The 19,347-nt window shown below is 70.3% G+C and carries 19 protein-coding genes; 10 read left to right on the forward strand and 9 right to left on the reverse strand.

Features of this window, described 5'->3' with window-relative positions:
* Positions 1 to 55: 55 nt before the first annotated feature.
* Entirely contained in the window at positions 56 to 964 is a 909-nt protein-coding gene (gene ypfJ, locus R3I40_RS00375; protein WP_285262035.1) for a KPN_02809 family neutral zinc metallopeptidase, read from the reverse strand.
* A 209-nt stretch (positions 965 to 1,173) separates the two neighbouring features.
* Between ypfJ and R3I40_RS00380 the strand changes: the two genes are divergently transcribed.
* From R3I40_RS00380 to R3I40_RS00390, 3 genes are read left to right on the forward strand one after another with little or no spacing between them, the layout of a single operon-like run.
* A complete protein-coding gene (locus R3I40_RS00380) occupies positions 1,174 to 1,839 on the forward strand; it encodes a DedA family protein (protein ID WP_183376199.1) in 666 nt (221 codons plus the stop codon).
* Positions 1,836 to 2,570: a TrmH family RNA methyltransferase gene (locus R3I40_RS00385; RefSeq protein WP_183376201.1), complete on the forward strand. Its 735-nt coding sequence runs from the start codon at positions 1,836 to 1,838 to the stop codon at positions 2,568 to 2,570. The genes R3I40_RS00380 and R3I40_RS00385 overlap by 4 nt, the downstream gene beginning before the upstream one ends.
* Positions 2,571 to 2,608: 38 nt before the next feature.
* The gene (locus R3I40_RS00390; protein ID WP_285262034.1) at positions 2,609 to 3,697 is read left to right on the forward strand and encodes an NAD(P)-dependent alcohol dehydrogenase; all 1,089 of its coding nucleotides are present in this window, start codon (positions 2,609 to 2,611) and stop codon (positions 3,695 to 3,697) included.
* Between the two features lie 30 nt (positions 3,698 to 3,727).
* On the opposite strand, the gene R3I40_RS00395 is transcribed toward R3I40_RS00390, so the two are convergent.
* Positions 3,728 to 4,399, reverse strand: coding sequence for a response regulator (locus R3I40_RS00395; RefSeq protein WP_317700146.1), 672 nt, complete (start codon positions 4,397 to 4,399; stop codon positions 3,728 to 3,730).
* A 247-nt stretch (positions 4,400 to 4,646) separates the two neighbouring features.
* On the opposite strand from R3I40_RS00395, the gene R3I40_RS00400 reads away from it, so the two are divergent.
* The 3 genes from R3I40_RS00400 (at position 4,647) to R3I40_RS00410 (ending at position 8,925) form a co-directional block, all read left to right on the forward strand.
* On the forward strand, positions 4,647 to 6,779 hold the full coding sequence (locus tag R3I40_RS00400) for a sensor histidine kinase (RefSeq protein WP_285262032.1): 2,133 nt from the start codon (positions 4,647 to 4,649) through the stop codon (positions 6,777 to 6,779).
* A 99-nt stretch (positions 6,780 to 6,878) separates the two neighbouring features.
* Positions 6,879 to 7,910: a class II fructose-bisphosphate aldolase gene (fbaA, locus tag R3I40_RS00405; RefSeq protein ID WP_183376209.1), complete on the forward strand. Its 1,032-nt coding sequence runs from the start codon at positions 6,879 to 6,881 to the stop codon at positions 7,908 to 7,910.
* A 175-nt stretch (positions 7,911 to 8,085) separates the two neighbouring features.
* On the forward strand, positions 8,086 to 8,925 hold the full coding sequence (locus tag R3I40_RS00410; RefSeq protein ID WP_183376211.1) for a PTS sugar transporter subunit IIAB: 840 nt from the start codon (positions 8,086 to 8,088) through the stop codon (positions 8,923 to 8,925).
* Here the strand turns inward: R3I40_RS00410 and R3I40_RS00415 are convergent, their stop codons facing one another.
* The gene (locus R3I40_RS00415; protein WP_259928077.1) at positions 8,926 to 9,666 is read right to left on the reverse strand and encodes a glutamine amidotransferase; all 741 of its coding nucleotides are present in this window, start codon (positions 9,664 to 9,666) and stop codon (positions 8,926 to 8,928) included.
* A 51-nt stretch (positions 9,667 to 9,717) separates the two neighbouring features.
* Between R3I40_RS00415 and R3I40_RS00420 the strand changes: the two genes are divergently transcribed.
* Entirely contained in the window at positions 9,718 to 11,340 is a 1,623-nt protein-coding gene (locus R3I40_RS00420; RefSeq protein ID WP_317700033.1) for a PTS ascorbate transporter subunit IIC, read from the forward strand.
* 147 nt (positions 11,341 to 11,487) lie between these two features.
* Here the strand turns inward: R3I40_RS00420 and R3I40_RS00425 are convergent, their stop codons facing one another.
* Complete coding sequence (locus tag R3I40_RS00425; RefSeq protein WP_285262030.1) at positions 11,488 to 13,029, reverse strand: UDP-glucose dehydrogenase family protein; 1,542 nt, start codon at positions 13,027 to 13,029, stop codon at positions 11,488 to 11,490.
* Between the two features lie 216 nt (positions 13,030 to 13,245).
* On the opposite strand from R3I40_RS00425, the gene R3I40_RS00430 reads away from it, so the two are divergent.
* Genes R3I40_RS00430 through R3I40_RS00440 form a run of 3 tightly spaced genes read left to right on the forward strand, consistent with a single transcriptional unit; the run spans position 13,246 to position 15,793 of the window.
* Entirely contained in the window at positions 13,246 to 13,866 is a 621-nt protein-coding gene (locus R3I40_RS00430; RefSeq protein WP_285262029.1) for a hypothetical protein, read from the forward strand.
* Between the two features lie 29 nt (positions 13,867 to 13,895).
* On the forward strand, positions 13,896 to 15,164 hold the full coding sequence (locus R3I40_RS00435; protein ID WP_285262028.1) for an Nramp family divalent metal transporter: 1,269 nt from the start codon (positions 13,896 to 13,898) through the stop codon (positions 15,162 to 15,164).
* Positions 15,146 to 15,793 carry a metal-dependent transcriptional regulator gene (locus R3I40_RS00440; RefSeq protein ID WP_285262027.1) on the forward strand — a complete coding sequence of 216 codons (648 nt, stop codon included), beginning with the start codon at positions 15,146 to 15,148 and terminating at the stop codon, positions 15,791 to 15,793. The genes R3I40_RS00435 and R3I40_RS00440 overlap by 19 nt, the downstream gene beginning before the upstream one ends.
* 20 nt (positions 15,794 to 15,813) lie before the next feature.
* Here R3I40_RS00440 and R3I40_RS00445 read toward each other — a convergent pair whose 3' ends face one another.
* From R3I40_RS00445 to R3I40_RS00465, 5 genes are read right to left on the reverse strand one after another with little or no spacing between them, the layout of a single operon-like run.
* A complete protein-coding gene (locus tag R3I40_RS00445) occupies positions 15,814 to 16,041 on the reverse strand; it encodes a hypothetical protein (protein WP_285262026.1) in 228 nt (75 codons plus the stop codon).
* The gene (locus tag R3I40_RS00450; RefSeq protein WP_285262025.1) at positions 16,038 to 16,331 is read right to left on the reverse strand and encodes a DUF2516 family protein; all 294 of its coding nucleotides are present in this window, start codon (positions 16,329 to 16,331) and stop codon (positions 16,038 to 16,040) included. Before R3I40_RS00450 ends, R3I40_RS00445 begins: the two co-directional genes overlap by 4 nt.
* A 9-nt stretch (positions 16,332 to 16,340) precedes the next feature.
* Complete coding sequence (locus tag R3I40_RS00455; protein ID WP_239376238.1) at positions 16,341 to 17,624, reverse strand: FUSC family protein; 1,284 nt, start codon at positions 17,622 to 17,624, stop codon at positions 16,341 to 16,343.
* A 1-nt stretch (position 17,625) separates the two neighbouring features.
* Positions 17,626 to 18,720 carry a CAF17-like 4Fe-4S cluster assembly/insertion protein YgfZ gene (gene ygfZ, locus R3I40_RS00460; RefSeq protein ID WP_285262024.1) on the reverse strand — a complete coding sequence of 365 codons (1,095 nt, stop codon included), beginning with the start codon at positions 18,718 to 18,720 and terminating at the stop codon, positions 17,626 to 17,628.
* Entirely contained in the window at positions 18,717 to 19,259 is a 543-nt protein-coding gene (locus R3I40_RS00465) for a heme-binding beta-barrel domain-containing protein (RefSeq protein ID WP_285262023.1), read from the reverse strand. The genes ygfZ and R3I40_RS00465 overlap by 4 nt, the downstream gene beginning before the upstream one ends.
* Between the last annotated feature and the right edge of the window lie 88 nt (positions 19,260 to 19,347).

Genomic DNA, 19,347 nt, shown 5'->3' on the forward strand with positions numbered 1-19,347 from the left:
GGCGCTTCGTCAATCCGAATCGGGCTGCGGGGTCCGCTCCCGCTGCCGCTGTGGGTCAGCCGCGGTTGCTGAACGTGTCGCAGGCGCCGTAGGAGCCTTCGTTGTAGCCGGTGATGAACCACTGCTGGCGCTTCTCACTGGAGCCGTGCGTCCACGTATCGGGCTGAACCCTACCGCCGGCGACCTCCCCCTGAATGTGGTCATCGCCCACCGCGGAGGCGGCCGAGAGGGCGTCCTTCACATCCTGCTCGGTGAGCGGCTCCATGTAGCGGTTGCCGTCCGAGTCCTTCGTCTCCACAGCATTGCGGGCCCAGACACCGGCGTAGCAGTCGGCCTGCAGCTCGAGCGCCACCTGGTCGGACTTCGGGCCCGTATCACGACGGTTGATGCGGTTCATCGTGCCGTCGAGGTTCTGGATGTGGTGGCCGTACTCGTGCGCCACCACGTAGGCCTTCGCGAGCTGCCCCTGGTTCGCGCCGAAGCGGCTGGAGAGCTCATCGAAGAACGACACGTCCACGTAGATCGTGGAATCGGCCGGGCAGTAGAACGGGCCGGTGTCCGAGGAGGCGGCGCCGCAGCCGGTGCTGACGCTGCCGGAGAAGACTCGGCCCTGCGGCTCCTTCCAGGTGAAGCCGGCGGACTTCGCCTCCTGCTGCCAGAACGCGTCCGCAGTCTCCACCACGGCCTGGACGTAGCAGTCGTCCTTCTCGTTGGCGTCCTTGCCGGTCTGGCAGTGCTCCAGGGCCCCTCCCTGGGCGCTCTGCTGCTCCTGGCCGCCACCGCCGCCCCCGCTGAACATGCCGGAGAACAGGAGGAACAGGATGATCAGCACAATGGTGCCGCCGCCACCGCCGCCCAGCATCATGAGCGGGCCCAGGGGCAGTCCGCCGCCCCCGAATCCGCCGCCACCGCCGGCGCGGCCCACGTTCCCTGAGCCGATGTTGGCATTCGGATTGAAAGTCATAACAGTACGGTAACCCTCCGACCGTCGCATTCCTACTGAATGCGGCGGATCCGTGCCCGTCTGCGGAGCCCGTCGCCCCTCATCCCCGCACCCGTCGGCCCCCGCTCCCGCCCACCCTTCAGTCGGGTTCGTCACCCGTTCGCGCAGACGACGTGCAGAACTCGTGGAGGCCGGCCGGGTCGTCGGGGGAGGTGCGTAGGATTGCCGGCGTGAACATCATTGACTGGGCCGTGAACACCATGGGGACGCTCGGCGGGCCGGGCGTTGCCCTGCTTCTCCTCCTCGAATGCGTCTTTCCGCCGATCCCCTCCGAAGTGATCCTCCCGCTCGGCGGCGTCTCCGCCGGCCGCGGCGAACACACCTACATCGGCATCCTCATCTGGTCCGTGATCGGGTCCGTGCTCGGCGCGTACATCCTGTACGGCATCGGCCGCGCCCTCGGCCCGGAGCGAACCCGCGAGATCTTCATCCGTCTGCCGCTGATCAACGCCAAGGACTTCCAGAAGACCGACGAGTTCATGCAGAAGCACGGCAAGACCGCCGTGTTCCTCGGACGCTTCATCCCCGGCATCCGCTCCCTGATCTCCGTGCCCGCCGGCATGTTCGCCATGCCGTTCGGTGTGTTCACCCTGCTCACCGCCGCCGGCTCCGCGATCTGGAACGCGATCTTCATCGCCTTCGGCTACTACCTCGGCTCCCGCTGGCAGGTCATCGAGCCGTACACCGACATCTTCTCCAAGGTCTGCTACGTGCTCGTCGTGCTGGTGTGCCTGTGGATCCTCGTCAAGCTGATCATGCGTGAGCGCAAGCGCCGCGCCGCGGGCCTGCCGGACCCGGACGAGAAGCACCTCGAAGAGCTCAAGAAGGACCAGTGAGCGCCAGCGACCCCGTCGGCCCCGCTGACCCGGCGGCGCCCGCCGCACCGGCTCAGCCGGCGGAGCGCACCGCCCCGGCAGCCCCTGCGACGTCGGCCTCCCCGGGCCGGCCGGCGGTCGGCGTGGGCCCGCACCCGGAGCCCTGGCCGACGGATCCCCGCCTCGACCCGGACCTCCTCGCCCACGGGGACCGACGCAACGTCCCCGATCGCTTCCGCTACTGGCGGCGCGACGCCATCGTGGCCGAGCTCGACCGCGCCACCCGCAACGACCTGCACATTGCGATCGAGAACGTGGAGCACGACTTCAACATCGGCTCCATCGTCCGCACTGCGAACGCCATGGGCGTGGCCGCGTTCCACATCGTCGGCCGACGCCGCTGGAACCGCCGCGGCGCCATGGTCACCGACCGCTACCAGCACGAACACCACCACCCCACGCCTGAAGAGTTCATCGCCTGGGCGCGCAGCGCGGGCCGCGAGATCATCGCGATCGACAACGTCGACGGCGCCGTGCCGCTCGAGCACACCCCGCTGCCCGCCAGCAGCGTCCTCGTGTTCGGTGAGGAGGGCGGGGGAGTGAGCCCCGAGATCCTCAGAGCCGCATCGGCCATCGTCGGGATCTCCCAGTTCGGCTCCACCCGCTCCATCAACGTGGGGCACGCCGCCGCCATCGTCATGCACACCTGGGTCACGCAGCATGTCGACGTGCCGCGCGACCTGCACCGGTAGCCCGCCGAACCTCCAGGCCGCGTCGCTACCCTGGCGGCATGACCTTCACCGTGAAAGCCCTGCAGAAGACCGGACCCGATCAGCCCTTCGACGTCGCCGAGATCGAACGCCGCGACCCCCGCGCCGACGACATCGTCATCGACATCAAGGCTGCCGGCGTGTGCCACAGCGACATCCACACCATCACCAACGAGTGGGGCCGGGCGCACTTCCCGCTCACCGTCGGCCACGAGATCGCCGGCGTCGTCAGCGAGGTCGGCGCGGACGTGACCCGATGGAAGGTCGGCGACCGCGTCGGAGTGGGCTGCCTCGTCAACTCCTGCGGCGACTGCGAGCAGTGCCGCGAGGACAACGAACAGTTCTGCCTCAACGGCGCCACCGGAACCTACAACTCCGAAGACGTCGACGGTACCATCACCCAGGGCGGATACTCCGAGAAGATCGTGGTCAACGAACGCTTCGCCGTCCGCATCCCCGAGAAGCTCGAGTTCCTCGAAGCCGCGCCGCTGCTGTGCGCCGGCATCACCACCTACAACCCCATCACCCACTGGGACGTGAAGGAGGGCGACAAGGTCGCCGTCGTCGGTCTCGGCGGGCTCGGCCACATGGGCGTCCAGATCGCCGCTGCGAAGGGCGCCGATGTCACCGTCCTGTCCCGCACCCGCGCCAAGGAGGCCGACGCGCTCGCCCTTGGCGCGAACCGCCTCGCGGCCACCGCGGAGGATCCCGACTTCTTCGCGAATCACCGCGGCGAATTCGACTTCATCCTCAACACCGTCTCCGCCGCATTCGAGCTGAAGGACTACCTGGGCCTGCTGAAGCCGCGAGGCGCCATGGTGCTCGTGGGCCTGCCACCCGAGGGCCTGCCGCTGCCGGCCGGCGCGGTCATCGGCAACTCCAAGGTCCTCGCCGGCTCCAACATCGGCGGCATCGCCGCGACGCAGGAGACCCTCGACTTCTGCGCGGAGCACGGCCTGGCTGCGAAGATCGAGGTCATCAGCGCTGAGCAGATCGACGAGGCGTACGAGCGCGTGGTCACAGGCGATGTGCACTTCCGCCTCGTCATCGACACCGCGACGATCACCGACGCCCCCGTCGGCCCAGCCGCAGCCGCCAGCGCCGCATAGCAGCGCCCGGCCGCCTGACCCGGCCCCCGGTCACCGCCCGGCGCTGCGGACCAGGCCGTTCTCGTACGCGAACACGACGATCTGCGTGCGGTCGCGCAGATCCAGCTTCTGCAGGATCCGCGACACGTGCGTCTTCACGGTCGGTTCGGCGAGGAAGAGCTCGGCGCCGATCTCGGCGTTGGACCGGCCCGCGGCGATCAGCTGGAGCACACCCTGCTCCCGCTCGGTGAGGGTGTCGTACGCGGCAGCAGCGTCGGAGCGGGGCTGACCGGAGTCGTCCGACGGGGTCCACTTCCGCTCCGGGTCCGCGGCATAGTCGGCGATGACCCGCTGGGTGATGCTCGGCGCGAGCAGAGCCCCTCCTTCGTGCACCACGCGGACGGCGTTGAGGAGCTCCGGCACGGCGGCGTCCTTGAGGAGGAAGCCGCTGGCGCCGTCGCGCAGGGCGGTGAACACATAGTCGTCCGCATCGAACGTCGTGAGGATGATGATGCGCGGGGCGTCGGCATCGGCGCCGTGCTCCGCGAAGATGCGGCGCATCGCCTCGAGCCCGTCCATCTGCGGCATGCGGATGTCCATGAGGATGACGTCCAGGGGGCTGGACTGGGCGAGGCGGACGGCCTGGAACCCGTCGGCGGCGGTGCCCACCACCTCCATGTCCGGCTGCACTGCGAGGATGGCCGAGAAGCCCTCGCGGACCATCGGCTGGTCGTCCACGATGGCGACGCGGATCGGCGCGACCGCGCCCGCACCGCCCTCGGACGGGCCGGTACCGGGCGCGGCGGTGGGAGTGTTCTTCTCAGGTGCGGAGCTCATGGTCTCAGAGTATCCGTCGGCCCCGCCGCGGCGCCTCCCCCGACGGGCCCCTCCTCCGCTCGGCTGAGCCGCGCCGGGCGCAATGGTCCTTCGGCATGACGCGCGCGCCCGACCCCGCCGCTAGCGTGGACACATGATCACCGCTCTGCGCTTTCAGCTCATCCGAGCCGGCCACGACCTCGTGTTCGTGTCCGGCGGCATGCTGATCTCCGCCGCCCTCACCATCGCCACGTTCGGCGTGCTCACCCTCCTCGGTGTGGTCGGCCCGCTGGTGATCGCGGCGATGGTGCTGCTGCTGCCGCCCACTCTGCTGCTGTGCGGGTGGGCGGCGCAGCTGACCCGCTCCCGCGTCAACTTCTGGGCGCAGGACGACGGGTGGCGGATCCCCGATGCGGGGTACGAGCCGATCACGTCGATGGAGACCCTCGGCCGGGCGTTCGCGGATGTGCGGCGCTGGCTGGACGTGCTGTTCGAAGCGGTGGTCGCGCCGATCATGCGCGGATGCTGGGCGGTGATGCTGGTCGGGTGGGCGGCTCTCGCACTGTTCTCCACGGTCAGCGCGGTGGCGGCGCTCGGGTCGCTGGGGGTCGCCGGCACAGAGCCCGCGACTCTGCAGGTGGTGCGGATGCTGATGGGCATGGACCCGTCGGTCCAGGAGGCCGGCGGCGGCTGGATGGTCGCTGACCTGGTCGTCTTCACCACGATGGCGGTCGCGTTCATCGTCACGGCCCCGCTGCTGCTGCGGGTGATGGCGCTGATCGAAGCGCGGGTGACGCTGGCGGCGCTGGGGGACCGTCGGGGTGCGGTGCCGCTGGAAGGGTGGGAGGAGGCCGACGGGACCCGCGATCGTCTCGGCTTCTCCCTGCACGGCTGGGTGGTGGTGCAGGCACTGCTGGGGGCCACCGCCCTCGTGCCGATCCTGCTGCTGATGTTCGCGGTGGTCTCCTCGTGGTCGAGCGCGGATTCCGGGGCCGGGACGGAGGTGTTCGGGCCGGTTGCGCTGACCTCGATCGCGCTGCTGGTGGCGGGGCCGGCGCTGATGTGCGCGTCGGTGGCGGCGGCCGGATGGTGGCCGCGCATCACCTCGGCGACGATCCTGTTCAGCGCGGTCCTCCTGCTGAGCATCCGCTTCATCTCGGGCGATGCCCTGGTGGCTCTGCCCACCACGCTGGCGGCGACCCTCGCGGTCAGCGTCTTCGTGTACCTGCAGCTGTTCGCCGGCCGGCAGGTCCTCGGCCTGACGGTCGCCTCGGCCCTGCTCGGCGCCATCATCGTCTCCGAAGCGGCGGGGGTCCTCCTGCACACCTCGCTCGGCTGGGCAGTGACGATCGTGCTGCCGATCCTCGCCGCGAGCACCCTCGCGACAGCGGGGGTCGCCGGGTACCTGCTGAACCAGTTCCTGGAGAACCGGCAGGCGCTGGCGGCGGAGCGGCGCGAGTCGCTGCGGGTGGTGCAGGAGCGCGACCGGTCGGAGCAGGCGCGCACCGACCTGGAGGAGCGCACCCGGATCGCGCGCGAGCTGCATGATGTGGTGGCGCATTCGATGTCGGTGATCAGCGTGCAGGCGTCAACAGCGCAGTACCGCCTCCCGGGGGAGATGGCACCGGAGGTGGTGGAGGAGTTCGACCAGATCGCGGCGACGTCCCGGCAGGCGCTGACGGAGATGCGGTCGCTGCTCGCGATCCTCCGAGCGAATCCGGATCCGGCCGCGGCAGGCGCCGCGGGCGCCGGTGCTGTGGGAACAGCCGCACCCGGTGCGGCCGGTGATTCCCGCGGGGGATCCGAGACGGGCGGCGGGGGAGCAGGCGCGGTCGACGGGTCCGCTCTCACCGCGCCCCAGCCCGACCTCACGGACCTGCCCCAGGTGATCGACGGCACCCGTCGGGCCGGGGTCAGCGTCACCGAGCACTGGCACGGTGACTGGGAGCAGGCGCCGCTGGAGCTGCCGCCCACCCTGCAGCTCGCGGTGTGCCGCACCGTGCAGGAGGGACTGTCCAACGCGATGCGCCACGCGCCCGGCGCGGCGGTGGACGTCGACCTGGAGCGGAGCGCGGACGCGGTGACGGTGCGGATCCGGTCCGGGAAGGCGGTCGATGAGAACGCCGTCGCCGCCCCCGGTGCGGGTCTCGGAATCCGGGGAGTGCGCGAACGCGTCGGCGCTCTCGGCGGGGAGGTCACCGCGGAGCCCACGGAGGACGGCGGCTTCGTCCTCGCCGTGACCGTGCCGGCGAACGGTCCGACGGCTGGACGCATGCCGAGCCGGTGACCGGTGCCGCAGCGGGGGACTTCCGCCCTGCTGGACGGCCAGGTGCCCTGTGGGAGGATGGAAGCGTTCTGTTCGACAGCCCCATGAAGGAGATCAGGGATGGCCATCGCAACCCCAGAGAAGTACGCCGAGATGATCGACCGCGCGAAGAAGGGCAAGTTCGCCTACCCCGCGATCAACGTGTCCTCCTCGCAGACCGCGACCGCCGCCATCCGCGGCTTCGCAGAGGCGGAGTCCGACGGCATCCTCCAGGTGTCGTTCGGCGGCGCTGAGTACTTCTCCGGCTCCACCGTCAAGGACCGCGTCAAGGGCTCCCTCGCGTTCGCCGAGTACGTCCACGTGATCGCTGACAGCTACGACGTCACCGTTGCACTGCACACCGACCACTGCCCGAAGGACATCCTCCCCACCTGGGTGGACCCGCTGATCGACTGGGACCTCGAGAACCGGGTGAAGAAGGGCCTGAACCCCCTCTTCCAGTCGCACATGTGGGACGGCTCCGCTGTGCCGGTCGAGGAGAACCTCGAGATCGCCAAGCGCCTGCTGGAGAAGTCGCAGGAGGCGAAGAAGATCCTCGAGATCGAGGTCGGCGTTGTGGGCGGCGAGGAGGACGGCATCGCCGCGGACACCTCTGACAAGACCAAGCTGTTCTCCACCGTTGAGGACGGCATGGCGATCGTGGAGGCCCTCGGGCTCGGCGAGAACGGCCGCTACCTCACCGCCCTCACCTTCGGCAACGTGCACGGCGTGTACAAGCCGGGAGGCGTGAAGCTCACCCCGTCGATCCTCAAGGAGATCCAGGACGCTGTGGGCGAGAAGTACGGCAAGGACGCGCCGTTCGACCTCGTGATGCACGGCGGCTCCGGCTCCTCCCACGAGGACATCATGGAGGCCGTGGACAACGGCGTCATCAAGATGAACGTCGACACCGACACCCAGTACGCCTTCACCCGTCCCGTCGCCGAGCACATGCTCCGCAACTACGACGGTGTCCTCAAGGTGGACGGCCAGGTCGGCAACAAGAAGATGTACGACCCGCGCGCCTGGGGCAAGGCCGCTGAGGCCGGCATGGCCGCCCGCGTGGTCGAGGCGGCGGAGAACCTCCGCTCCGCCGGCACCAAGATGAAGTGATGCGGCCCGGGACCGCCACGGTCCCGCACTGCCGAATCGACGCGGGTCCAGCCCGCTGACGTGAACGACCGTCCCCGCAGACCCGGGGGCGGTCGTTCGCTGTGTACGCTGAAACCGCTGGCCGGCCTCGGCCCGCACGAGCCCCGGGCATTCGCCCGCACACCAGGAGGAGCGCATGACCGATCTCGCCGACCTGATCCCCGCCGGAGCGGTTCGTATCCGAGCCGAGGTCGCCGACTGGCGCAGCGCCGTCGTCGCGGCGGGTGCCCTGTTGGAGGAGGCAGGGGTTGCGGACTCCGCCTACACCGACGCGATGGTCGCGAGCGTGGAGGAGCACGGCCCGTACATCGTGATCGCCCCCGGGTTCGCGCTGCCGCATGCGCGCCCGTCGGACTCCGTGACCCGCACGGGGATGTCGGTGCTGCGGCTCGCCCACCCGGTCGAGTTCGGGCACGAGAGCAACGACCCGGTGGAGATGGTGGTGGCGCTCGCCGCTGCGGACTCCGACCAGCATCAGCAGGCGCTCGCGCAGCTCGCCGGCGTGCTCGCGGATGCGGAGCAGCGGCGGCGCCTGTTCGCGGCCCGCAGTGAGCAGTCGGTCCGACGGGTGCTGCGCACCCGCGATGCCGGGGCGGCGCCCGCCGGGCCGCCGCCCGCGACGGACCCGCCTTCTCGTGGTGATGATGAGGGGCCGACGGGTGCCGACCGCGCCGCCGGCACCGGCACTGAGACGCACCTGGCGCTGACCGTGTGCGGCAACGGACTGGGCACCAGTCTGTTCCTGAAGAACACGCTCGAGCAGGTGCTGGAGGACTGGGGCTGGACCCGCTACGTGAATGCGGAGGCGACGGACACGATCTCCGCGAAGGGCCGTGCGAAGGAGGCGGCGTTCATCCTCACCTCCGGCGAGATCGCGAAGACCCTCGGCGATGTGGGGGTGCCGATGGAAGTGATCGGCGACTTCACCTCGAAGCAGGAGATCGACCAGGCGCTGCGCCGCATCTACGACGTCTGATCAGTCCCGCGCGAACAGTTCCACGAACGCCCGCAGCAGACGGTTCGCCTCCGGGGTGCGCGCCTGCGCCACCCGGCCCAGCAGCTCGTCCATCTCCTCGGGCGCGAAGTATCCCTCGTGGCGGTAGATGCGGATGCGCTCCGCCAGGCCCTGCTGGTCCAGTTCCGGATGGAACTGGGTTGCGTACTGCCGGGTCCCCACGCGGAACATCTGAACCGGTGCGGCCTCACCGGTGGCGAGCACCACGGCATGCTCCGGCAGGGATGCCACTCCCTCCTTGTGCCCCACGAACGCGGGGAACGTGCCCGGCAGGTCAGCCTGCCGGATCAGCGGGTCGGCGGCGCCGTCGGCCGTGAGCGTGATCGGCGTGGGGCCCACCTCCTCCCCGTATTCGGTGCTCAGCACCGCGCCCTGGTGGACGCCGAGCGTGCCCACGCCGTAGCAGGCGCCGAAGAAGGGGATGTCGCGGTCGATGACCTGGTCCAGCAGCGCCGACAGCTCCGCCTCCGCCGCGACCTGCTCCGCAGACTTCGCATGGGGCGGATCTGAGGTGGTGTAGGGCGAGCCGCCCACGATGATGCCGGAGATGTCGTCGAGGTCGATGTCGGAGGGGAAGGGCCCTGCTTCGAGGCGGACACGGCGCAGCTGAGACGGCTGCAGGCCCGAGAACCGCAGGACCGCTTCGTACTCGGGGTCGGCGGCGGCGTCGGCTCGGGTGGCGATCACAATGAACGGCTTCATGGCGGGAATCGTAGCGGCCGACGGGGTCTCCCCGCCCGGTAGTCTGACGTCATGGACATCCTGGTCAGCATCGCCGCGTTCATCGTCAACGAGATCCTTGCGGTCCCCGCCTTCCTCATCGGCCTGATCACCGCTGTCGGCCTGCTCGCGCTGCGGCGCTCCACCGGCCAGGTGATCGGGGGCGCCGTCAAAGCCACCCTCGGGTTCCTCCTCATCGGCGCCGGCGCCGGCCTCGTCGTCGCTTCGCTCGCGCCGCTGGGCACCATGATCGAGGACGCGCTCGGCGCGCAGGGTGTGGTGCCCACGAATGAGGCGATCGTCGGCATCGCCCAGCAGGACTTCGGCGCGCAGGTGTTGTGGCTGATGATCGCCGGGTTCCTCGTCGCGATCCTGCTGGCGCGCATCACTCCGCTGCGGTACGTGTTCCTCACCGGGCACCACCTGCTGTTCATGGCCACCCTGCTGACGATCGTGCTGGCGTCCGCGGGGATGCCGTCCGTGCTGGTGGTGCTGATCGGCGCCGTTCTGCTCGGCATCATCATGGTCGCGACCCCCGCACTCGGGCACGTCTGGACCCGTAAGGTCACCGGGAACGATGCGATCGCGATCGGCCATTTCGGCACCGCCGGGTACATCGCGGCGGGCGCTGTGGGCCGCCTCGTGGACCCGAAGGGCCGCTCCCGCTCCACCGAGGACATCAGGGTGCCGGAGTCGCTGCGGTTCCTGCGCGACTCGATGGTCGCGACCGCGCTGTCGATGGTGATCATGTACGTGATCGTGGCGCTGGTGGCGCTGGCCCGGGTCGGCCAGGAGAAGGCGTTCGCGGCGTTCGCCGCCGGGCCGGGGGAGGCGGGCGCATCAAGCGTCGGCAACTTCATCATGCTGGCGGTGACGCAGGGCCTCCAGTTCGGCATCGCCGTGGCGGTGATCCTGTTCGGTGTGCGCACCATCCTCGGTGAGCTCGTGCCCGCGTTCCAGGGCATTGCGAAGAAGGTGGTGCCGGGCGCGATCCCCGCGCTGGACTGCCCGATCGTGTTCCCGTACGCGCAGAACGCCGTGCTGATCGGATTCCTGTCCTCGTTCACCGGCGGTCTGATCGGCCTGCTGCTGCTCGGCACCGTGTTCGGGCCGGCGTTCGGCCTCGCGCTGATCCTGCCGGGCCTGGTGCCGCACTTCTTCACCGGCGGCGCAGCGGGCGTGTTCGGCAACGCGACCGGTGGCCGGCGCGGAGCCATCGTCGGCGCGTTCGTCAACGGCCTGCTGGTGACGTTCCTGCCCGCCCTGCTGATGGGGGTGCTCGGCTCGTTCGGTTCCGCGAACACCACGTTCGGCGACACGGACTTCGCCGTGGTCGGCATCCTGCTCGGGTGGGGAGCGTCGGCGGGCGCCGTGCTCGGCGCGGTCCTGCTGCTCGTGTTCGGCGCCCTCCTGCTCGGGGCGGCGATCCTGGTGCAGCGCCGCCTCGTGGACGGCCACTGGGATCCGGCGCCCGCCCGCCGCACCGTCACCGCGGGGACCCCGGGTGTTGACGGATCCGCTGGCGCCGCGGGCGCTGCAGGGGCCGACGGAGCCACCGCCCCCACCGGTTCCGCTGCCGCAGTCTCGGCCGTCAGCGGCCGCTACCCGAAGATCCAGCCGCCCGCCGGCGCCCCGACCCCTCCGGCCGCGCTCTGACCCTGCCGCCTGCTCACCGACTACTCCGGCTCCGCTCTGGCCCGGCCGTCTGCTCCCTGACCCGCCCCGCCGGGACGGGCATGGGCGCCTAGCGGCAGGGCAGCCGCTCTATCGCAACAGCCAGCCGATAGACGCCCGTGCCTGCTCTCAGGCGCCTGCGGCCGCGCCGACGCTGGTGACCGTGCCGGTGTCTGCGGCCGCGCCGGCGCTCGCGTGCGCGGCGGTGGGCTGGGGGACATTCGCGTGCGCAGTGGCGGGCCGGGCGGCAACGGGCTGCGCGACGCGCTTCTTCTGAGATCGGCATCCGTCGGCCATCCACGACGGCTGCTGCACCGGGAAGCTGTGCTGGGGCGACATGCGGCCGAGAGCGTGGAACACCCAGCCGGCGGCGCGCCACGCGGCCGGATCGAGGACGTTGCGGGCGTCGATGATGGACGCGCCCGGGTGCACGAGCCGCATCGTCACCGTCGGCGACAGTTCCCTGAAGCGCGCCCACTCGGTGCCGAGGATGACCAGTTCCGCATCGATCATCGCCTCCTCACAGTTCTCCACATACGTGAGCTCCGGGAAGCGCCTGCGGGCATTGGGGATCGCCTGCGGGTCCGTCACCGTCACCTTCGCGCCCTCCCGATGCAGCATGTGGGCCACGTCGAGAGCGGGGGAGTCGCGGGTGTCGTCACTGTTCGGCTTGAACGCGGCGCCGAGCACGGTGACGCGCTTACCGGCGAGATCCCCCTGCAGTTCGAGGCGGGCGAGGTTGAGGACGCGCTCACGCCGGCGGATGTTGATCGCGTCGATCTCGCGGAGGAAACCGACCGCCTCACCGACGTTCAGCTCCTCCGCGCGGGCCATGAACGCCCGGATGTCCTTCGGGAGGCAGCCGCCGCCGAAGCCGAGACCGGCGCGCAGGAACTTCGACCCGATGCGCTCATCCGCCCCGATCGCCTCCGCCACCTGGGTGACGTCACCGCCGGTGGCTTCGCACACCTCGGCGATCGCGTTGATGAAGGAGATCTTCGTGGCGAGGAACGCGTTGGCGCTGACCTTCACCAGTTCGGAGGTCTCCAGGCCGTAGACGAAGCGGGGCACACCGGTGTCGATGATGGCCCGGTACACCTCGTCGAGGATCGCGACTTCGGGTGCGGTCTCGTCGTCGGCGGCGACGCCGTACACGAGGCGGTCCGGGGTGAGGGTGTCCTGGACGGCGAAGCCTTCGCGGAGGAACTCGGGGTTCCACATGAGGTCAGCATGGTCGGCCACCTGGTCGCGCAGCTTGCGGGCAGTGCCGACGGGAACGGTCGACTTCCCGACGATCAGTGGGCGGGACCCCTCGCCCCCGCCGGAGGCACCGGCGGCAGCGAGGGCGCCGGTCAGGGAGGCCAGTGCCGACTGGATGTAGGACAGGTCCGCGCTGTTCGAATCCGGCTTCTGCGGTGTGCCGAGCGCGAGGAAGTGCACCCGGCAGTCGGTGAGGTCCGCCCAGTCGGTGGTGAAGCGCAGTGTGCCGCTGCTGATCCCGTCGGACAGCAGCTCATCGAATCCCGGTTCGAAGAAGGGGGAGCGGCCCTCGTTGAGAGCGGCGACTCGGTCGGCATCGATGTCGATGCCGACCACGTCATGCCCCAGCTTCGCCATCGACGCGGCATGAACCGCACCGAGGTAGCCGACTCCGATCACTGACATCTTCATGGACGGGCTCCTTCCAGGATTCGGTCATCGTGAGGGCCCCGCGGCGCAGCGTCCGGATGGGCCGGTCACGATGCCCACCTTGGTGCGGCCCGGCAACACGATGGGGAACACAGGATGATCGACCGGTGAGGGACAGATGAGCGTCCAGGCAACCTCGCCGAGCCTCGGCTGGTGGGCTCGCCTGAGGTCCCGGGCCGTCGCGGCTAGAGTGAGGCCATGAGGATCACCACCACACCGGAGTTCATCGACGCGATCGGCCGCATCGTCGAGACCGTCCCCGCCGAGGCCCCGACTCGGGATCAGCGCCGCGTCGCTGCGCTCTCCTACGCTGACGACTTCGCCGCCATCGCCGAGGCCTTCTCCCGCGGTGACGACACCTGGTTCGACGACTTCCGCGCCGCCGCCGAAACCCGCGCCCTCGCCGACCCTGATGCTCTGCGGATGATCGGCGACGCCCGAGACCGGGTGGGCGCCCAGCAGGTGGACTCCGCCTTCGCCCAGCTGTTCGCCGCCGGCACCGGCTCCAGCGCTCTCGACTCCATGGTCCCCGCGCTGCGGGCCTACGACTCCGACCTCACCGCCGAAGCCGTCATGGGCATCGGCGCCGCGGTCCTCTTCGGACTCGCGCCGTGGGAGTACGTGCCGTACCACGACGCATCCGCCAGCTCATTTCTGCGCCGACTCGGCACCGAGCCGTGGCCGATCGACGAGCCGTCCGACCGCTACGAGCAGGTCATCGGAGCGCTCGCGATCCTGCTGCGGGTATCGCGACAGGCCGACGGGCCCCTGCGCGACCTGGTGGATGCGCAGGTCGCGGTGGATCAGCTGATGAGGTGATCACCGGAAGTTAAGGTAACTTAACTTCCATGTCTGCTCGATCCCGCCTCATCGTCCTGCTCGGTCCCGCATTCGTCGCCGCTGTCGCCTACGTGGACCCCGGCAACGTCGCCGCCAACCTCACCGCCGGCGCCGACTATGGCTACGGCCTTCTGTGGGTGCTCGTGCTCGCCAACCTCATGGCGGTGCTCGTCCAGTACCTCTCCGCGAAGGTCGGGATCACCTCCGGCCGTTCCCTGCCGCAGCTGGTGGGGGAGCGCCTCGGCCGGCGCAGCCGCCTCACGTACTGGGCGCAGGCGGAACTCGTCGCCGCCGCCACCGACCTCGCCGAAGTGGTGGGCGGTGCCATCGCGCTGCACATCCTCTTCGACCTGCCCCTGCTCGTCGGCGGGGTCATCACCGCGGTGGTCTCCCTCGGCATCCTCGCCCTCCAGACCCGCCACCGCTCCCGTACCTTCGAGATCGTCATCCTCGGACTGCTGCTCATCATCACCGGCGGGTTCCTCGCCGGGCTCGTCATCGCCCCGGTCAGCGCCACCGGCATCGCCGGCGGCCTGGTGCCTCGGTTCGCCGACACGAACGCGGTGCTGATCGCCGCCAGCATGCTCGGCGCCACCGTGATGCCGCACGTCATCTACCTGCACTCCAGCCTGGGGCGGGATCACGCCGAGCGCACCGGCGCCACCCGAACCAGCGCCGCCCGTACCGGCACCGGCAGCTCCGGCGCCACCACCCGGGCCCGCCTGCTGCACGCCACCCGCATCGACGTGGTCCTCTCCCTCCTCCTCGCCGGCTCGGTCAACATCGGCATGCTCGTGCTCGCCGCCGCGGCCCTCCCAGGGGCCGACGGGACCGACACGATCGACGGCGCCCACGCGCAGATCGCCGCTCAGGTCGGCCCCGTCGTCGGGGGACTGTTCGCGGTGGGCCTGCTCGCCTCCGCCCTCGCCTCCACAAGCGTGGGGGCGTTCGCGGGGTCGGAGATCATGGCGGGCCTGCTGCACCGTCGGATCCCCCTGCTGGCCCGCCGCGCCGTCACCGTTCTGCCGGCCCTCCTCATCCTCGCGATCGGCGCCGACCCCACCGAGGCGCTCGTCCTCAGCCAGGTGGTGCTGAGCCTCGGCATCCCGTTCGCGCTCGTGCCCCTGGTGCGGTTCGCCTCCGACCGCACCCTCATGGGCGAGCACCCCACGTCCCGCTGGCTCATCGTCGCCGCGTGGACGACGGCCGTCGCGATCATCGCACTCAACCTGCTGCTGGTCGCACTATGGTGGGGGCCGTGGACATCGACGATCTGACCCCGGTGGCGCAGGACTATGTGAAGGCGATCTGGGCCGCGGCCGAATGGGACTCCCAGCCCCCGTCGGCCGCCCAGCTCGCTGAACGGTTCGGCACCTCCCGCGCCGCCGTCACCGACACGGTCCGCCGTCTCACCGCGCAGGGCCTGCTGACGCACGAGCCGTACCGGCCGGCTGAGCTCACCGACCTCGGCCGGCGCCTCGCCCTGCAGATGGTGCGCCGCCACCGCCTCATCGAGACGTACCTCGTGGAGGCCGTGGGCTACGCGTGGGATGAAGTGCATGATGAGGCCGAACGGCTGGAGCACGCGGTCAGCGACCTGTTCCTGGACCGCATCGACCGCCTGCTCGAGCATCCGCAGCAGGACCCGCATGGGGATCCGATCCCGTCGGCCGACGGCGTCCTGCCGCCGCTGAGCACCTCGCAGCCGGCGGTGCTCGCGGAGGCGGAGGCGGGGTCCTCGGTGACGGTGGTGCGGGTGTCCGACGCGGACCCTGCCGTCCTCGGCCGGGCGCGTGAGCACGGCCTGCTGCCGGGGGCGCGCGTCACTGTGGGTGCGGACGCTCTGGCCGATGAGGACCTCGCCGCCGCCGTTCTCGTGCGGCCGACGGATGCCGCTGCCGACTAGCCGATCCGTCGTCCCCGCGGTCAGACGTCCCGGGTCCAGAGGAACAGGCCGGCGCCGAAGAAGATCGCCGTCACCACGGTGGACACGATGACCGGGGCGGACGCCAGGGCGCTCCCGGTGAAGATGAAGAAGATGCCGGCCAGACCGGCGATCGCCGCGATGACGATGAGTGCGAACGCGATCTGGAGGCGCCGCTCCCCAGCGGGGTCGGCGCGCAGATCATTGCGGCTCTGCGGTGCGCGGTTCACCGGCCGGTCACCCGCTTCAGGTTCGGCAGCATGTCCGCGAGGAACACGCCGGCCACGCACACCGCCACCATGGACAGCAGGAAGAGCCGGCCGCCGGACAGGAAGCTGAGCACGCCGACGGCGAGCGCGCCTCCAGTCAGCGCCACCCAGAAGCCCTTCGGGCGCCGGAAGGTCGCGTTGTAGGCGTCATTGCTGAAGCGGACTGCGTTGATGAACGCCCACACCTCCACACCGAGGGTGAGGATGAGCAGGACGAACTGGATCCACGAAGCAATGACGAAGGCGAACACGCAGCCATCCTATGTCAGACGCCGCGGGTGATTGCGGTCCGGGTCGGTACGGTCGGTGATGAGCAGCTCCAGCGCCTCGGTCGTGGCCGGCGGCTCCACGGCCTGCAGCTCCATCGTGAGGGGGCGCGGCCCGATCGCGTTGCCGTCGGACGCGACGATCAGCGACGGCAGGAACCTGCGCGCCTCCGCCGCCTCCAGGCCCGTCGCCTCCAGCAGGTCGATCGCGAGCGACCGCAGCTGGATAACGAGGGTGATGCCCTGGAAGTGAGCGGCACGGCCCAGCGGATCCTCGCCGCGAGGACGCAGCAGGTCCTCCGGCGTGAGGTACGCGGTGAACTCCTTGAGCTTGCGGCGCGCCTCGGTGAACTCCGCGTCCTCACCCACCGAGAGGCGGATCGCCTGCACAGCGTCCACGCCTGCCACATAGGCAGCGGCGAGGGTGGGGAATTCGCGCCCGGGCGAGGCCGACATGAACTCGACCTGGCGGCGCGCGATCACTCGGACGTTGCGCATGGCGCGGTCGGAGCCCACCAGCAGATGATGCACCTTCTGAACATGCCGGGCGTGCCGGTGCGCGGTGGGGGAGTAGGTGGTGATCTCCTCCGCCGCATCATTGGCGAGCTGCCAGGCGTCCGTGTGGCGCTGGGAGCTGCGGCGCAGACTCCGCAGCGCGGCCCGCGCCACGTCCTGTGTGCCGGTGCGGGCACTGAGCGCGAGGGAGTTGAGGGCATCCTCCAGCTCGAGGAAGAAGCTGTTCGCGGCGCGGGACTGGGCGCGGCGCGGATCCCCGGTGAACAGGAACGACGCGATCGCGCCGAGGATGATCCCGGTGAGGGCGTCGACGATGCGACTGGTCGGCTCCATCACCGGCGTCACCGGCATCACCATCACCAGCAGGGACTGGATGCCCGCCTGGATGGAGAACACGATGCCGTCGTTGAGGAACCGGGAGATCGTGACCGCCACCGTGATCGTCACGAAGATCTGCCATACGCCGGAGCCGATCGTGAGCCGGGCGGTCTCCCCGAGCAGCACGCCGAGCAGAACCCCGAAGGAGAACCCCAGCACCTTGTTCACCTTCGTCTCCAGGGTGAATCCGATGATGATGAACGCGGTGATGGACGCGAAGAAAGGGTACTGGTGGCCCCACAGGGTCAGGCAGATCAGGTACGCGACCGCGGCGGTGCCCGCCGCGAGGAGGATCTGGGGCAGGCTCAGCTTCACGCGTGTGAAGCCGCCCCCGGCCCAGCCGCCGACGGCCATGCGCACACGGTCCGAGACCGGCGGAGCCACGTCAGCGCCTCGTCAGGCTGGACGTCGTCGGCCGGGCGGCATGCTCGCGTTTGCGCACGATCGGCTCCTGAGCGGCGTCGACCGCGACTTCGTCCTCACCCACCGTGAACTGCACGGTCAGCGGCTGGTCGAGGGGGACGGCGCGGCGCACCATGGCGAGGCCGACGGGCCCCGCATCGGCGTGGACCACCGATGTCGTCACGGTGCCGACGCTCTTCTTCCCGAACTTCACCTCGGCGCCCACCGGCACGAGCAGGTCCTGGGAGCCGTCGAAGTGCAGCAGGACGAGCCGGCGCGGCGGCTGCCCAAGGTTCAGCACCTTCGCGACCGTCTCCTGGCCCCGGTAGCAGCCCTTCGCGGTGTGCACGGCGGTGCGCAGCAGGTCCAGTTCGTGAGGGATGGAGCGGTCGTCGACGTCGCGGGCGAAACGGGGCCGGTGGTTGAGCACGCGGATCGCTTCAGCGGCGGCCAGCCCGGCCATCTGCTCGGCCTTCAGGCGGCCCTCCGCCACGGCGGTCCGCAGCGCGGACTCCTCGAACAGGCCGATGAACCACGGCTCCACCAGATCCGGGCCGGTGCTGTAGGCGACACCCCCGGGCGCCACCTCAGGCCATGACTCCTCGAACTCGGCGACGGGCTCGGCGCCGTCGATGAACCCGCGCAGGGAGCACGTGGCGCCGAGGGCGCGCAGATCGTCGCGGTCGGTGAGCTCGATCCGGTTCGCGAACGTCATCAGCTCCAGGTAGTCGCGCAGGCCTGCCCGAGCTCCGGTATCCAGGATCATGAGCACGGAATCAGGGGTGCCGATGACCTGCGCCCAGTGCTCCACGCGGCCCTGCGGGGACAGCACCGTCAGTTCGGCGCTGTCACCGTCGGCGAGGGCCGAGAGGTCCTGCGAGGTGATGGTGGTCAGCCAGGTGAGGCGGTCCGGACCGGAGACTTCGATGATCTCCAGGTGCGGCAGGTCCACCACGGCGCGGCCGTCCTCGAGGCGGCGCTGCTCGCGCAGCAGTTCGCCGTAGTGCCAGGCGGCAGCGGCGTCGGGCCCGTCGCCGGGAACGGCGCCCCGGGTGATGAGGGTGTTCAGCGCGCTCATGAGCGATCCAGCTCCACCGAAAGGGTGGGGGACAGGTTCGTGGGGGAGTCCCCAGCTTCCTGCAGCCACATGATGCGGGGGCCGATCATGCCGAACATGCGGGTGAAGAAGCGCCCGTCGGCCTCCGCTCCCACATGGAGGCGCGGTCCGCGGACCTCACCGTTCCAGGTCTCACCGCCGTCCACGGTGAAGCGGACGCCGTGGGAGAGGTAGGACTCGGGGGAGCCGGCGGGGGCGGCAGCGGCGGCCTCTTCGTTCTGGCCGGGCAGCAGACCGGTGGTGGTCCAGGTGCCGCGCTCCTTCATGAGGAGTTCGCGTTCGGGGCCGTCGTCGTCGGTGCGCAGCAGCCAGGTCTGCATCGACCAGGTGAGCTCGGGGGTGCCGCTGTGGGACACGGTGACGCGCTGTTCGATGCGGCGGCCGTGCTCTTCGCCGTCGTCACCGGTGAGCTGAGCGGCGCCGGTGCCGCTCCATTCACCGACGAGCCACGCGAGGGGGCGGATGTCGGGGTGGAGGGTGTCGTCGAGCGGGATCGCCATATCAGCCGCGGTTGAACAGGCGGGAGACCACGACGTACGCGAAGCCGGCTGTGCCCACGCCCACCAGGCCGGAGAGGATGAGGAAGAT

The sequence above is a fragment of the Helcobacillus massiliensis genome (assembly GCF_033106145.1).
GTDB lineage: Bacteria > Actinomycetota > Actinomycetes > Actinomycetales > Dermabacteraceae > Helcobacillus > Helcobacillus massiliensis.

Bases quoted from the DNA above. Each gene is read 5' to 3' on its own strand.
- R3I40_RS00410 (WP_183376211.1), top strand. From the start codon at position 8,086: ATGACCGATCTCGCCGACCTGATCCCCGCCGGAGCGGTTCGTATCCGA.
- R3I40_RS00390 (WP_285262034.1), top strand. From the start codon at position 2,609: ATGACCTTCACCGTGAAAGCCCTGCAGAAGACCGGACCCGATCAGCCC.
- R3I40_RS00415 (WP_259928077.1), bottom strand. From the start codon at position 9,666: ATGAAGCCGTTCATTGTGATCGCCACCCGAGCCGACGCCGCCGCCGAC.
- R3I40_RS00395 (WP_317700146.1), bottom strand. From the start codon at position 4,399: ATGGTCCGCGAGGGCTTCTCGGCCATCCTCGCAGTGCAGCCGGACATG.
- R3I40_RS00425 (WP_285262030.1), bottom strand. From the start codon at position 13,029: ATGAAGATGTCAGTGATCGGAGTCGGCTACCTCGGTGCGGTTCATGCC.
- R3I40_RS00430 (WP_285262029.1), top strand. From the start codon at position 13,246: ATGAGGATCACCACCACACCGGAGTTCATCGACGCGATCGGCCGCATC.
- R3I40_RS00435 (WP_285262028.1), top strand. From the start codon at position 13,896: ATGTCTGCTCGATCCCGCCTCATCGTCCTGCTCGGTCCCGCATTCGTC.
- ypfJ (WP_285262035.1), bottom strand. From the start codon at position 964: ATGACTTTCAATCCGAATGCCAACATCGGCTCAGGGAACGTGGGCCGC.
- R3I40_RS00420 (WP_317700033.1), top strand. From the start codon at position 9,718: ATGGACATCCTGGTCAGCATCGCCGCGTTCATCGTCAACGAGATCCTT.
- R3I40_RS00400 (WP_285262032.1), top strand. From the start codon at position 4,647: ATGATCACCGCTCTGCGCTTTCAGCTCATCCGAGCCGGCCACGACCTC.
- fbaA (WP_183376209.1), top strand. From the start codon at position 6,879: ATGGCCATCGCAACCCCAGAGAAGTACGCCGAGATGATCGACCGCGCG.
- R3I40_RS00465 (WP_285262023.1), bottom strand. From the start codon at position 19,259: ATGGCGATCCCGCTCGACGACACCCTCCACCCCGACATCCGCCCCCTC.
- ygfZ (WP_285262024.1), bottom strand. From the start codon at position 18,720: ATGAGCGCGCTGAACACCCTCATCACCCGGGGCGCCGTTCCCGGCGAC.